This window comes from Sulfitobacter sp. NFXS29 (assembly GCF_040148765.1).
GTDB lineage: Bacteria > Pseudomonadota > Alphaproteobacteria > Rhodobacterales > Rhodobacteraceae > Sulfitobacter.
Map to the genome: position 1 here is coordinate 491,786 of NZ_JAGDED010000001.1, position 13,630 is coordinate 505,415.

The window sequence follows — 13,630 nt, forward strand, 5'->3', positions numbered from 1 at the left end:
CCCTCCCGCGTTTTTTCGAGTTTCACACGCCTGCCACTGTCGCTATACGGGCGCGGGACATCGCAAAGGAATATATCATGGCCAATGTCGTCGTTGTCGGCGCCCAATGGGGTGACGAGGGAAAAGGCAAGATCGTTGACTGGCTCAGCGAACGCGCAGATGTGATCGCACGCTTTCAGGGCGGGCATAACGCGGGCCACACTTTGGTCATCGACGGCAAGGTTTATAAGCTGCACGCGCTGCCTTCGGGCGTGGTGCGCGGCGGCAAGCTGTCTGTCATCGGCAATGGCGTGGTGCTGGACCCGTGGCACCTGCTGAAAGAGATTGAGACAATCGAAGGTCAGGGCGTTGTGATTAACCCCGAGAACCTGATGATCGCGGAGAACACGCCGCTGATCCTGCCGTTCCACGGCGAACTTGACCGCGCCCGCGAAGAAGCGGCGAGCAAGGGCACCAAGATCGGCACGACCGGTCGCGGCATCGGCCCTTGTTACGAAGACAAAGTCGGCCGCCGCGCCATCCGCGTTGCCGATCTGGCGGACCCCGCGACATTGGAAGCCCGCGTTGACCGTGCGCTGCAGCACCACGACCCGCTGCGCAAGGGCTTGGGCGTTGAAGCCATCGATCGTGATGCGCTGATTGCACAACTGCAAGAAATCGCTCCGAAAATTCTGCCTTTCGCCGCACCTGTTTGGAAAGTGCTGGCCGAAAAGCGCAAAGCGGGCAAGCGTATCCTCTTCGAAGGGGCGCAGGGCGCGCTTTTGGACATCGACTTTGGCACCTATCCTTTCGTCACGTCGTCGAACGTGATTGCAGGGCAGGCAGCGACCGGCGTGGGCCTTGGCCCCACCGCCATCGACTATGTGCTGGGCATCGTCAAAGCCTATACTACCCGCGTCGGCGAAGGCCCGTTCCCGACCGAGTTGGAAGACGCCGACGGCCAGCGTTTGGGTGAGCGGGGCCATGAGTTCGGCACCACCACCGGACGCAAGCGCCGCTGCGGCTGGTTCGACGCGGCCCTGCTGCGCCAGACCTGCGCCACCTCCGGCATCACCGGTATCTGCCTGACCAAGCTAGACGTGCTCGATGGGTTCGAGACGCTGAAGGTCTGCGTTGGTTATGATCTGGATGGTGAGCGGCTCGACTATCTGCCCACCGCCGCCGAACAGCAGGCGCGTTGCGTACCCGTCTACGAAGAGCTGCCGGGCTGGTCCGAATCGACCGAAGGCGCGCGCAGCTGGGCCGACCTGCCTGCCAATGCGATCAAATATGTGCGCCGGGTCGAAGAGTTGATCCAATGCCCTGTCGCGCTGGTCTCGACCTCGCCAGAGCGGGAGGACACCATTCTGGTGACCGACCCTTTCGCGGACTGATCTGATGGCGCTGAGCTACAAAGCACGTCGCCGCTGGGCGCTGGTGATCCTGCTGATCGGGCTGCCGAGCTATATCGCGGTGGCGGTCTGGACGGTGGCCCAATTCGACCGCCCGCCAGTGCTGCTTGAGCTTGGCATCTATGTCGCCCTTGGCATCGTCTGGGCACTGCCGTTCAAATTTGTCTTTAAGGGCATTGGACAGGCGGACCCGGATGCGGACGACGACCAGTAACACGCAATAAAAAAGCGCCCCGCGGGGCGCTTTTTTATATCAGCACTGTGGCCGGGGTTTACCCCACGGCGCGGTGGTCGGGGCGGTAGCCAATCTCATCCGACACCGTGAACCGCCCGCCTTTGATCTTTTCAATTTTGCCTGCGCGCAGCAGTTGACCGAAGGAGCGCAGCCCGTCTTCGCGGGTGAAATCCGGCAGCCCGATTGAGCGGACCTTGCCCATCAGCTGCGGGCGAGAGAATTGGTCGCGCCCCTCGACGAAGGACATGTAAGACGCCGCCGCTTCAAGAAGTTCGGGCAGTTTGGTGGCGCCCATGTCGGCGGCGAAATCGGCAAAGCTTTCGGCATCGGGGTTGGTTTTGACCGGCTCGACCACGGCCGCCACCCGGCGCGGACGCACAGGACCAGCGCTGCGCAGCTTGTCGACATCGATGCGCTGCTCGGCTACCAGTTTCAGCGGCGCGGAGCGGGCGTCGGCCTTGGGCCGCTCGGTCCGGGCCGAACGGCTCACGGGGCGGCGCGGACGGACCACATCGGCCAAGTCTTCGCGGTAGGCGTCATCCGAAGTCGCGGTGGTGGCGCGGCCACCCATCGCCTCATCGGCTTTCTTTGCGGCGACGGCGGCGCGCAGATGGGCAAAGGCATCGCGGCGCGTGGTGCTTTCGGCCTCGTCCATCTTGCTGTCGGTTTCCGCCATCAGACGCGACATGTCGGGGCCGGTGTCATCGTCGATGGTGGGCAGGCTGTGACGGGCCGCTTGCGCAGGCTCGGCGTGCTCTTCGATCGGTTCCGCTGCGGCTTCAACCTCTGCTGGTTCTGGCTCTGCGGCCTTAACCTCTTCGGGCTCTTCTACCGCAGGTTCGCCCTCAGCAGACGCGGCTTCCGGCTCGGTCATATCGACCGCGGGGGCGGGCGTTTCCTCGGCCTCTGCCAGGGTGGACGCGCCAAGTTCGGCCTCCAACGCGGCCAGTTCGCGGGCCAGCTCGTCTTCGTCCTCGGGCGACAGCGAAGAGCTGCGCGGTTCCTCGGCTTTAGCAGCGGGTGCCTCTTGCGGTGCCGGGTCAGAGACCTCTTCCAGATCGCCCCGTGCCACGGCCGCTTCGAGATCTGCGCGTTTGACCTTGATCACGCGGCCTTTGCGGGGCAGGTCGGCGGCGTCGATCTCCGGTGCGGCTTCCGATTTCGGTGCGGCTTTAGGTTCCTCTTCGTCCTCTGCGTCGAACAAGCTTTCGTCCGTCTCGGCAACTTCTGCTTCGTCTTCTTCTTCGGCCTCAAGACGGTTGAGGATGTCAGCGAGATCGTCGTCGTCCTCTTCCGTTTCGTCTTGCGCCATCTCTGTGGCTTCATCGGCGTCCAGCGCATCTTCGATGTCGCGACGGGCGGCGTCGATGGCAGATTGGCTCTCTTCGGATGCGACCTGGGTTTCGGCGGTGGCACGGGCCACTTGGGGCGCGGCTGCTTCTTCCTCGTCGTAGCTCGCGGCCTCATCCTCATCCTGCTGGGCGACCACGGCGCGGATGCGCTGCAATTTGGCGGCGATGCTGTCGGCGGGGGCGGCGCTTGCGGCGGGCATCTCTTCGACGCTGGCGGCCTGCGCTTCATCCTCGTAGTGGGACTGCGGCTGCGGGCTGGCGGCAAAGAACGCCTCGGCGTCGCTGGTGTCTTCTTCCTCTGCTTCGGCTGCCGGTGCAGGCTCGGCGGCAGGGGCGGGCTCGGCCTGTTCAACGGCCTCAGCGATCCGAGGTTCGGCTGCTGCTGGGGCTTCCACGGCGGCGGTGTCGGCGATCTCAGCCTTAAGGGGGGCTGGCGCTTCTTCTTTGACGGGCGCAGGCTCTGCCGCGGCGGGCGCTTGCGGCGCTGCGGCTTCGGCCTGAGCCGGAGCGGCCGCGGCCGCGGCGGGGGCTGCTGCAGCCGGGGGCGCTTGGGCCGGAGCCTCGGCGTTTTGGTTCTCCAGCGCACTCAGCACGATCTTGCCTTCCTGCTCACGGGCTTGCACCCGGCGGGAGACTTCGCGCTGCGCGATCCGGGTGAGCATCTCAGCATCCGGTTGTGGTGGCTCGGCACCGAAGTAACGGTCATCCGAGGCCAGATCGCGGAAATACTCGGCAATGGCCTTCATGGTGCCGAAGGAATCGTCGAAGCCTTCCAGCGTGCACGAAAAAGTGCCATAGGAGACCGTCAAGATTTTGTTGCTGTTCATCATCGGATGCTCGTCCTCTGCGGTGTTGCAGGTATCGTTTACCACGATGTCCAAGACCAAAGCGGCTCGAATCTGTGCCATTCAACGTATGATTTCAAGGCAAGATTAAGGCAGATTTCCAAAAGGGGCACTAATTGACCACTTCAGACCATATCGTGCGGGACCACAAACCAGTCACGCTGCTCGGCGGCGGAGAGGTCTTTGAAGGAGACATCGGCGCGGCACTGGCGATGGCACCCACCTGCGTTGCGGCCGACAGTGGCGCCGCGCTGGCTCTGGCGGCAGGGGTGGACCTGGCGGCGGTCATTGGCGATTTCGATTCCGCCCCGGCAGAGGTGTTGGCACGGATCCCATCAGAGCGGTGCCACCGGGTCGCCGAACAAGAGAGCACAGATTTCGGCAAGGCGCTGACTCGGATCGACGCGCCGCTGGTGCTGGGGGTTGGTTTTACCGGGGCGCGGCTGGACCATCAGCTTGCGGCTTTCAATACGCTCGCCGCCTATCCGGATCGGCCCTGTATCTTGTTGGGCGCGCATGAGATCGTGCTGCTCGCGCCGCCGCGCATCACCCTACCGACGAAGGCGGGGGATGTGGTCTCTCTCATGCCATTGGCACCGGTGACGGGGCGCAGCCGTGGATTGGAATGGCCGATTGACGGGCTTCAGTTTGCGCCCGGTGGCCGGGTTGGCACGTCGAACCGCGCTTTGGGGCCCGTCGCGCTTGAGATGGACGGCCCCGATATGCTGCTGATCTTGCCGCGTCGCCTTATGGCGTCACTGGCGGCGCAACTGCTGCGGCCAGATCACGCGCCGTGGCCCGCTCGCGCATGATCACGTAGAGACCCGCGCTGACGCTGATCAGGATGCCCAAACCTGCGAGTGGATTGGGCAGGTCGGAGAAGATGAGCAAACCAAGCAGCGTGGCGAAGGGGATTTCAAGATATTGCATCGGCGCCAATGTAGCCGATGGGGCAAAGCGCAAGGACCATGTCATCAGCAGATGCGCGATCGTACCGAGAACCCCGATGCCGAGCAGCAGGGTCCAGTCGAAGGCATCGGGTTGTATGATCTGCAAAGGCGCGAACTCCGTGATGGCGCCGAGCGCCAGCAACGGCAGGATCATCACCACCGCCATCACCCCGCTCACGGCTTGCAGGCTGATCGGGTCCGTCTCCTTGGCGATCTGGCGGGTAACCAGCATGAAGAAAGAAAAGACGACCGCCACAACGATCGGCAGCAGCGCGGGCCAGCCGACGTTCACGAAACTCGGCTGTACGATGAGAAGCGTACCGAGAAACCCAACGATGCTCGCGCCCAAACGCCTTGGGCCGACCTCTTCCTTCAAGATAAGTTTGCCGAGCAGCAACATGAAAAAAGGCATGACGAAAGCGATGGCAACGGCATCGGCGAGGGGCAGGTATTTCAACGCGGTGAACATGGCGGCGATGCCCGCCATATGCAGCAGTGTGCGCAGAAGGGTCAAACGAAACACCCGCCCGCGCATGCGCCAGACGCGGCCAGAGTACCACACGATGGGGATGAGGATCAGAGCCTGAAGGGCGAAGCGGAGCAGCACCACCTGGCCCAAGGGGACCGAAGCGCCCAGTAATTTGGCGACCGCATCGCCCACAGGCGCTACGATGCAGAAGCCCATCATGAGGGCTATTCCGATAAGGGGCCGATCCTGTTGCATTGCGTTACGCTAAGGAAGGTTTATATTTAATGCAATCTTTGGTTGAGGGTGTCTGATTTGTATCGCGTCCTTTTCGCAGACGCAGACGCAGACGCAGACGCAGACGCAGACGCAGACGCAGACGCAGACGCAGACGCAGACGCAGACGCAGACGCAGACGCAGACGCAGACGCAGAGGTCGGATGCGGGGGCGGGTGGTAGGCTGACAAAAGCCGCACACCGAAGGGAATTGCGATTGCCTGCTTACGAAGGTTCGGCGGAGGCCAGTGGTTTATCCAAATCGAATACCCCCAACAGGTCCTTCGCCTTGTCTCAAAAACAACCGGCGCCCCGAATGCGACCGACACTTGCGCGGCAAAAAGGCCTCCGACGTCTTTGGTCGTGGTCTTGATCTCGGCCTTAGATCATGCCGCGGGGCGGCTCAGGTTCACCCGGTTTCGACCGTGGGTTTTCGCCGCGTAGAGGGCCTGATCCGCCTGAGCCATCAACGCTTCCGAGGATAGCGGGCGGCCCTCTTCCTCCATCGGGCCGACGGAGAGGCCGATGCTGATGGTCACATGTATCGGCAGGGGGGTGCCGGGAACGACGAAGCCGCGATTGCCGATATCGGCACAGATCGCCGCCGCCGTTTTTTCGGCATCCGCAAGGTTGGTCCCCGGCATGACGATAAGAAATTCCTCCCCGCCAATCCGCGCGACAAGGTCCATGCCGCGCAGATTGTTGCGCAGACGTTCCGCCGTTTGCACCAGCACCGAATCCCCCGCGGCATGGCCATAGCGGTCGTTGATGCCTTTGAAATGATCCAGATCGGCGACCATCACCGAAAAGGGGCGGGCGGTTTCAAGGGCATGTTCCGCGATATGATCCAGATGGGGCAAGGCATAGCGGCGATTGTGCAGCCCCGTCAGAGGGTCGAAAACGGCAGCCTTCAGCCCTGTGCGTACCGTATCGCGAAGTTGGTCCGTCATCCGTTTGCGCCGCAAGATCGCATGAAGACGCAGGGCCATTTCCGCGGGATTGAAGCCTTCGGTCATCAGATCATCCGCCCCCAGATCAAGGGCCGTGGCGGCAAGTGCTGCATCGGGGGCCAGTTGCACCACCAGCAGCCCGGTGTGGCGGGTTTGCGCGTTGGCGCGCAGGGTCGAGATTAGGCGTAGGGCCGCCGTGGCAGGAACGGGATCTTGGGGCAGGACCAGTACGAAGGCGTCTGGCGGCCCGTTTGCGGCGGCGGCGCGAATGGCCTCCTCCGGGTTGGCGAGGGTGAGGCGCGCGCGCAGCTGGGGGCGGAGGTGTTTGGCCCAATTCACGCTCATCGCGCTGTCGGAATGGATGATCACACAGTGGCTGCGGGTAGTGAACTCCGCCGCGGGTTCCGCTAACCCAAGCGCACGTGACGTATCATCGCGCATTTCCCATTCGTCTGCCGCATTACGGGCGCGAATGAGGCTGCGCGCCCGGCCCAGCAACAGCGTGCAATCAAGCGGTTTGAGCAACACGTCGTTCGCCCCCGCTTCGAGCGCGGCAAATCTATCCACCGCTTGATCGCCGTTGCCGATGGCCAGCACCGGAAGCTGCGCGCTATCGCCAGAGGCTTTGAGCGCGCGGCATAGGTCCGCCGCCCCGCCACCCGGAAGGGTCAGGGCACAGATCACTAGATCCGGCGGGTTGTCCCGCACGCAGGTCAAAGCCTCTTCCATATTCTCTGCCTGCACGACGTGATAGTATGCCGCACAGAGCTTGACCTTGAGGGCGATCCGATTGGTTGCAATCGCATCTGCAATAAGGATGGTCCCTTGCACGACAGCTCCTTCACCGTACAAATCAGTTTGATGAGATTGTCTTTGCCCCTTAATGGTTAACAAAGGGTTTCCAACCTTCAGCAAAAGACGGTTTCCAATGTCCTATACCCAAGACTCCGCCGAAACTTTGGCGCTTCAGGCGCTGGGCTGGCTCGCGGCGAATGATGATCTGTTGCCGGTGTTTCTGGGCAGCACGGGCGCGTCCGAGGCGGACCTCACAAAACAGGCCAGCGACCCTATTTTTCTAGGCGCTGTGCTGGATTTTCTGATGATGGACGACGCCTGGGTCATCGGGTTTTCCGACCATCTGGCAATACCCTATGAACGGATCATGCAAGCCCGCGCGGCGCTGCCCGGTGGGGAGCAGGTGCATTGGACTTAAGAAACGTTAAGGGTCTGCTCTTTGACAAGGACGGCACCCTTTTTGACTTTGCCGCGACTTGGGAACCTTGGGCCGAAGCCTTCTTGCTGCGGGTCTGTGATGGGGGGCGTGAATTGGCCGCGCGGGTCGGGGCAGACATTGGATTTGACCTTGCCACCCGCCGCTTTGCCCCAGACAGTATCGCCATCGCTGGCACGCCGCAGCAGGTCGTCGATGCCTTGGCCCCGCATTTTCCTGAACGGCTGCCTTCGGACCTTCTAGAATTAATCAATGCCGAGGCGGCCCGCGCGCCGCAGCGCGAGGCGGTGCCGCTCAGGCCGTTTTTGCAGGGACTGCGCGACCGCGGTCTTTGGCTCGGCGTGGCGACCAATGATGCGGAACACCCCGCGCGGACACATTTGCTGACGGCGGGGGTGGTTGATATGTTCGACTTTATCGCAGGGTTCGACAGTGGGCATGGGGGCAAGCCTTCGCCGGGGCAGTTGCACGCCTTTGCGGCGCATGTGGGCCTGCCCGCCTCCTCGATCGCGATGGTCGGCGACAGCATTCATGATCTGGAAGCCGCGCGCGTGGCGGGCATGGGGCGGATCGCGGTGTTGACCGGACCGGCCACAGCGGAAGTTCTTGCCCCGCACGCCGATCTGGTCCTGCCGGATATCGGTCATTTGCCGGAGCGCCTGATTTAACGCCGGGTTAGCCCTTGATCGCCCGCGCGCCCTCGAGAATTCCCTCGTCGAGGGTATCCCCATGCAGGACCGAGATATCGCCCGTCGTCTCCAACACAACCGCACGCACGTCCGAAAAACGCAGCGCATTGGCCTCGCGCAGCTTGGCAATCAGATCGGCGCGCGCCACGCGGGTCTCGCTTAGGGCGGCGTCGAAAATTTCACCGTTCTGCATCAGGATCACAGGTTCGTTCTGCACCGCGTTTTCGAACCGGCCAGAGGCTTGCCGGATCCGCGCGATGACGAACTGCGCACCAAGCAGGGCGGAAATCGCCAAGGTCGGCTGCGCAAACTCCGGCCAAGTGGTGGCCTGACAGGCACCGGCAAGAAGCGAGCCTGTGGCGACCGTGGCGACAAAGTCAAAGGCGGTCATCTTTGAAAACGTGCGCAGCCCGATCACGCGGACCACAAAGATCACCCAGATTAGCGCAGTGGCAGAAAGCAAAAGTGCACGGGCGAGGATATCGAGCGGAACGTAGTCAAAAAACATCACCCGTGCCCCCCGTTCAATGCCTTGCCCCGTTGGATAAAGAACCGCCCCAAAAGCACCACCATGGCCATGGCGATCAGCCCCAGATAGCGCTCATAGATCCCGTCGATCCCGGTGGGCAGGAAGAAGAATGGCGGGGCGGAGACCAGCCACAAAAGCGAGATCACCTTGAGCGCCTTGGCAAGGAACGCAGAGATATCTGCGAAACCTTTCGACAGCAGCCACGGCACGGCGAGCATAATCAGCCCAAGCGCGTAGACCAGATAGATGTGGATCACCACGCCATCGGAATCGCGGTCCCCGTATTCGTTTCTTGCGCCGACTAGAAAGACGATGAGCCCCAGAAGGGCGAGGCCAATGGTGGCGATGCTCCACCAGCGATCGCCGAAATGCACATGGGCGCAAAGCAGGGCGCAGGCAATCAGCGCAGCGGAGAAGGCATAGATGCCGATGTCGACGATGAATTCATACCGCCCCGCGCCCAAATCGCTGATCGTGTCGGCGATCCAGTCATGATTCGGCACCACGAAATCCGCGATCAGGATCGAGACGGCGAATATCACACAGCCAAGGATGGCGACCCAGCCCAGACAAACCATAAACCCCGGCGCGCTATGCTGCCGGGGGGCTGTGACGTGATTGCTCATATTGCGACACCCTTCTTAGCCAGTTTCTTCATTTGAGGTCTGACATCGGGGTCAGACCCAAACCCTCAGTCCGATAGCCGCGAGCGTTCTTCGGCATTGGGGCTTCCTGCGGGCGCTTCGTCCAATGTGGCCTCAGGGCGGTGCAGGTCTTTCTGAGGCTTCTTGGGCGGTGTCTTGTCTTCGTCCTTCGGGTGTTTGGGATCATCGCTCATGTATACGCTCCTCACTGGATGGGGGGAGAGGCGGGGTGCCTCTTCTCTCCAATACCGAACGCGCGGAATGTGGTGGCGGTTCCGGGTGCGGTTCCGGTCTTTAAGCGGCCGGTGGGCAACGCAATTTCCTGACAACTGTATTCATCAGGCCAATCTTAACCAGTGCAACGGCAATCTGCTCTTGGGAAAAATGGGAATGAGGCAGTCATGCACGGGCTTATCAACCGCAGCATTCAGAACTACTTTTGTGCCAACTACGGGCAGAGACTTTGGGCCGAGGTGGCCTCTCGGGCCGGGTTGGACTTTACCGAATTCGAGGCGATGCTGACCTATTCGGATCACATCACTCCGGCCGTCCTTGAGGCGGTCTGCGACGTGCTGGACCGGCCCCGGGCCGAGGTGATGGAAGACGTCGGCACCTTTCTCGTGGCGCAACCGGGCTATGAGGCTGTGCGGCGTTTGCTGCGCTTTGGCGGGGTGAGCTTCAGTGACTTTTTGCAATCGCTCGACGATTTGCCGGACCGGACGCGTCTCGCCCTATCGGAACTGCATCTGCCTTGGGTCGAACTGCGCGAAGACCCCGATGGCCAGTATTCCTTGATCTGCGAAGCCCCGCTCGTTGGATATGGCTACCTTATGATGGGGGTCTTGCGGGCCATGGCCGATGACTATGCCGCGCTGGTGCTGCTGGAGCACTGCGGGCGATCGGATGGCATCGAGGTGCTGAAGATCATTCTGGTCGAAGCCGAATTCTCGGAAGGGCGCCGGTTTGAGCTTGGGGCGCGGGCATGAGCGTAGGGTGCCATGATCCGGCGGTTCTGGACAAGCTATGTCCGATGCATCTGCTGTTGTCCGCCAATGGCGAGATCCGCCACGCCGGGCCGACGATCCAAAAGCTGCGCCCGCAGTCCCCGCTGGCGGGGCGGCATTTTCTGGAAACCGTCACCGTTAAGCGGCCCCGCGGGATTGACGGGATGAAAGACCTGCACCGGGCCACGGGGGTAAAGCTGCACCTCGCCTTTCGCGACTCCCCCCGGACCGAGTTGAAGGGGCTGCTGGTGCCCTTGGGGGATCGGCGGCTGATCGTGAACCTCTCTTTCGGGATTTCGATTTTCGACGGGGTGCAGGACTATGCATTGACCAATGCTGATTTCGCCGCCACCGATCTGGCGATCGAGATGCTCTATCTGATGGAGGCGAAATCAGCCGCGATGGAAGCCTCCCGTCGCCTGAACCTGCGCCTGCAAGAGGCGCGGATCACGGCGGAGGAACAGGCCTTTACCGACACGCTGACGGGGCTGAAAAACCGCCGCGCGCTGAACGCGGTGCTGGAGCGGTTGATCACTGCCGGAGAGGGGTTCGCGGTGATGCATGTCGATCTCGATTACTTCAAGGCGGTGAATGACAGTCTGGGCCATGCCGCGGGCGATCATGTGCTGCAAGTCGTCGCCCGGATCATGCAACAAGAAACCCGAAGCTCTGACATGGTGGTGCGGTTGGGCGGGGATGAGTTCACCGTGGTTCTGCCCGATGTCCGGGGCGAGGGCATACTCCGGCGGATCGGCCAGCGGATCATCGACCGGCTGGAAGAGCCAATCCGCTACAAGGGCGAGGTCTGCAAGGTTTCCGCCAGCATCGGTACGGTCTGGATCCAGCGCGGCGACCGGCAACCGCGCGAGGTGGTTCTGGCCAATGCAGATGCCGCGCTCTATGCCTCGAAACACGCTGGCCGCGCGCGCCACACGTTCTTTGACCCCGCCCTGCGTGCGGTGGCCGGGCCCGCCGTCGCGCCCGGTCAAAACGGTGGCAGCTAATCGCTCGGGGCGTTGTCGCGCGGATCAGAAAGGCATGGCGGCAGTGGACCGCGCAGATTGCCTGTCGTATCACAACGGCATGAAATCGCCCCTGCACCTGCTCCGCCGCCTGCGCCAACGCCTGCACGACGCCCGCCGCCGGGCGCGCTTTGCCGCGTCTTTGCAGCATCTGCATGGGCCGAGCAAACTGGACGTGGCCCCGGGTGAGGTGGTGCTGATCGCCTTGGTGCGCGACGGCAGCTACTACCTCGATGCCTTCTTTCGCCATTACCGCGCGATGGGCGTGCAGCATTTCGTCTTCATCGACAACGGTTCGCGCGATGACACTATCGCCCGGATCAAAGCGCAGAAAGGCACGGTGATCGATCGCTGCACCCTGCCGCTGGCCGGGTACGAAGACCTGATCCGCCAGTATCCCGCGCAGACCTACGGCAAAAATCGCTGGTGTCTCTACGTTGATATGGATGAGATTTTCGATTTCGAAGGGCGCAGCCAGATTGGCATCAAGGGGCTAACCGCCTATCTCGACCGGCAGGGCTATACCGCCTTGGTGGCGCAGATGCTTGAGATGTTTCCCAAAACCAGCCTCGCTGCCGCGGCGGGGGTGCCCTATAAACAAGCGCTGCAATCCTTTCTTTATTACGACATCAGCGCGGTGCGCAAAACCGACTACCACAGCCCCGAGATTCCGTTCTCCGCGCTGCTGGCCGATAATGATCTTTCCAACGATGCGGTGAAGTTCGCCTTTGGCGGGGTGCGCGGCAAGGTCTTTGGAGAGAACTGTTGCCTGACGAAACATCCGCTGATCTTCAACGGGCCAGAGGTCACACCGGCGCCGCATCCGCATCTGTCCTGCGGGCTGCGCGTGGCGGATATGACGGCGGTGATCAAACACTACAAGTTCGCCAATGACGCCGCCGCCCGGGATGCCGAGACGCTGGGCGCGGGCAATTTGGCGCATGGAGAAGACGCACGCCGCATGGCGGTGATCGGGCAGAACCCCGATGTCTCGCTCTTCTCGCTGGACGCGCGGCGCTGGAACCGGGTCGAACTTCTGTACCGCGCGGGCTTTCTGGAGCCCTCCGACAGCTACAGCGCCCATGTCGCCGCTTGGCGTGATGAGCAAGCCGCATGAGCGTCGGCGCCGTTGTCATCGGACGCAACGAAGGCGCCCGGCTGGAGCGGTCCTTGCAGGCTTTGGTGGGGCAGGTGGCACAGATTGTCTATGTCGACAGCGGCTCGACCGATGGGTCCGTCGCTGCGGCGCGGGGGCTGGGCGCGGAAGTGGTCGAACTGGACATGCAGCAGCCCTTCACCGCCGCGCGAGCCCGCAATGCAGGCGTGGCGGCATTGGGCGAGGGGATCATGCTGGTGCAATTCCTCGATGGTGATTGCATCCTGCGGGACGGCTGGCTGGCGGCGGCTGAGGCCCAACTGAGCGCGCATCCTCAACTCGCCGTGGTCTGCGGCAGACGGCGCGAGGAACATCCCGAAACCTCGATTTACAACAGTCTGATCGACGCTGAATGGGACACGCCGCCGGGCGAGGCGCGCGCCTGTGGCGGTGATGCGCTGATGCGGCTGGAGGCGCTGCGCGCCGTGGGTGGCTACCGGGCAGAGATGATCGCCGGAGAAGAGCCGGAACTGTGCCAACGGCTGCGCCGGGCGGGTTGGCAGATATGGCGGCTCGACGCCGAGATGACATGGCATGACGCGCAGATCACCCGGTTCAGCCAATGGTGGCGGCGCAGCCTGCGTGCTGGTCACGCCTTTGCCGAAGGGGCGGCGCTGCATGGCGCTGGTCCCGATCGCCATTGGGTGGCCGAGACGCGCCGCGCCTTGCTTTGGGGCGCGCTTTTGCCTGCGGTGATTTTGCTGCTGGCGCTGTTGCTGCCGTGGGCCGCAGTCGGGCTGATGATGCTCTACCCACTGCAACTCTTGCGGTTGATCTGGCGCGGCGGGGCGGCTTGGGGCTTTTTCACCCTGCTGGGCAAGTTCCCCGAAGCCTTGGGCGTGCTGAAGTACCACATGCGCCGCGATGGGCGCATCATCGAATACCGCTGA

15 protein-coding genes are annotated in these 13,630 nt (G+C 62.7%); 9 read left to right on the forward strand and 6 right to left on the reverse strand.

Annotation, left to right across the window (positions count from 1 at the left end; translation table 11 throughout):
• The first annotated feature begins 77 nt into the window (after positions 1 to 77).
• Both J3456_RS02515 and J3456_RS02520 read left to right on the forward strand, forming a co-directional pair.
• Positions 78 to 1,373 carry an adenylosuccinate synthase gene (locus tag J3456_RS02515; protein ID WP_349578747.1) on the forward strand — a complete coding sequence of 432 codons (1,296 nt, stop codon included), beginning with the start codon at positions 78 to 80 and terminating at the stop codon, positions 1,371 to 1,373.
• A 4-nt stretch (positions 1,374 to 1,377) separates the two neighbouring features.
• Positions 1,378 to 1,605, forward strand: a complete 228-nt coding sequence (locus J3456_RS02520; protein WP_067626583.1) for a DUF2842 domain-containing protein — start codon at positions 1,378 to 1,380, stop codon at positions 1,603 to 1,605.
• Between the two features lie 58 nt (positions 1,606 to 1,663).
• Here the strand turns inward: J3456_RS02520 and J3456_RS02525 are convergent, their stop codons facing one another.
• Positions 1,664 to 3,886 (reverse strand): hypothetical protein, encoded by a 2,223-nt coding sequence (locus J3456_RS02525; protein ID WP_349578748.1) that lies wholly within the window; start codon positions 3,884 to 3,886, stop codon positions 1,664 to 1,666.
• 53 nt (positions 3,887 to 3,939) lie between these two features.
• On the opposite strand from J3456_RS02525, the gene J3456_RS02530 reads away from it, so the two are divergent.
• Positions 3,940 to 4,635, forward strand: coding sequence for a thiamine diphosphokinase (locus J3456_RS02530; protein WP_349578749.1), 696 nt, complete (start codon positions 3,940 to 3,942; stop codon positions 4,633 to 4,635).
• Here J3456_RS02530 and J3456_RS02535 read toward each other — a convergent pair.
• Together J3456_RS02535 and J3456_RS02540 are read right to left on the reverse strand one after the other, a co-directional pair.
• Positions 4,571 to 5,497: a DMT family transporter gene (locus tag J3456_RS02535; protein WP_349578750.1), complete on the reverse strand. Its 927-nt coding sequence runs from the start codon at positions 5,495 to 5,497 to the stop codon at positions 4,571 to 4,573. The genes J3456_RS02530 and J3456_RS02535 overlap by 65 nt on opposite strands.
• Positions 5,498 to 5,901: 404 nt before the next feature.
• Positions 5,902 to 7,296, reverse strand: a complete 1,395-nt coding sequence (locus tag J3456_RS02540; RefSeq protein WP_349578751.1) for a diguanylate cyclase — start codon at positions 7,294 to 7,296, stop codon at positions 5,902 to 5,904.
• 97 nt (positions 7,297 to 7,393) lie between these two features.
• On the opposite strand from J3456_RS02540, the gene J3456_RS02545 reads away from it, so the two are divergent.
• Entirely contained in the window at positions 7,394 to 7,678 is a 285-nt protein-coding gene (locus J3456_RS02545) for a DUF3572 domain-containing protein (protein ID WP_349578752.1), read from the forward strand.
• Positions 7,669 to 8,364, forward strand: coding sequence for an HAD family hydrolase (locus J3456_RS02550; RefSeq protein WP_349578753.1), 696 nt, complete (start codon positions 7,669 to 7,671; stop codon positions 8,362 to 8,364). The genes J3456_RS02545 and J3456_RS02550 overlap by 10 nt, the downstream gene beginning before the upstream one ends.
• A 7-nt stretch (positions 8,365 to 8,371) precedes the next feature.
• Here the strand turns inward: J3456_RS02550 and J3456_RS02555 are convergent, their stop codons facing one another.
• The 3 genes from J3456_RS02555 to J3456_RS02565 all read right to left on the reverse strand — a co-directional run bounded on the left by J3456_RS02555 (position 8,372) and on the right by J3456_RS02565 (position 9,752).
• The gene (locus J3456_RS02555) at positions 8,372 to 8,893 is read right to left on the reverse strand and encodes a DUF421 domain-containing protein (protein WP_349578755.1); all 522 of its coding nucleotides are present in this window, start codon (positions 8,891 to 8,893) and stop codon (positions 8,372 to 8,374) included.
• Positions 8,893 to 9,540 carry a DUF998 domain-containing protein gene (locus J3456_RS02560; protein WP_502989479.1) on the reverse strand — a complete coding sequence of 216 codons (648 nt, stop codon included), beginning with the start codon at positions 9,538 to 9,540 and terminating at the stop codon, positions 8,893 to 8,895. Before J3456_RS02560 ends, J3456_RS02555 begins: the two co-directional genes overlap by 1 nt.
• Before the next feature lie 65 nt (positions 9,541 to 9,605).
• Positions 9,606 to 9,752 (reverse strand): hypothetical protein, encoded by a 147-nt coding sequence (locus tag J3456_RS02565; RefSeq protein WP_161487393.1) that lies wholly within the window; start codon positions 9,750 to 9,752, stop codon positions 9,606 to 9,608.
• A gap of 207 nt (positions 9,753 to 9,959) precedes the next feature.
• Between J3456_RS02565 and J3456_RS02570 the strand changes: the two genes are divergently transcribed.
• The 4 genes from J3456_RS02570 to J3456_RS02585 are packed head-to-tail and all read left to right on the forward strand — an operon-like array spanning position 9,960 to position 13,630.
• A complete protein-coding gene (locus tag J3456_RS02570) occupies positions 9,960 to 10,544 on the forward strand; it encodes a heme NO-binding domain-containing protein (protein WP_349578756.1) in 585 nt (194 codons plus the stop codon).
• Positions 10,541 to 11,566, forward strand: coding sequence for a GGDEF domain-containing protein (locus tag J3456_RS02575; protein ID WP_259945302.1), 1,026 nt, complete (start codon positions 10,541 to 10,543; stop codon positions 11,564 to 11,566). The genes J3456_RS02570 and J3456_RS02575 overlap by 4 nt, the downstream gene beginning before the upstream one ends.
• Positions 11,567 to 11,609: 43 nt before the next feature.
• On the forward strand, positions 11,610 to 12,701 hold the full coding sequence (locus J3456_RS02580) for a glycosyltransferase family 2 protein (RefSeq protein ID WP_349578758.1): 1,092 nt from the start codon (positions 11,610 to 11,612) through the stop codon (positions 12,699 to 12,701).
• Positions 12,698 to 13,630 (forward strand): glycosyltransferase family 2 protein, encoded by a 933-nt coding sequence (locus J3456_RS02585; RefSeq protein ID WP_349578759.1) that lies wholly within the window; start codon positions 12,698 to 12,700, stop codon positions 13,628 to 13,630. Before J3456_RS02580 ends, J3456_RS02585 begins: the two co-directional genes overlap by 4 nt.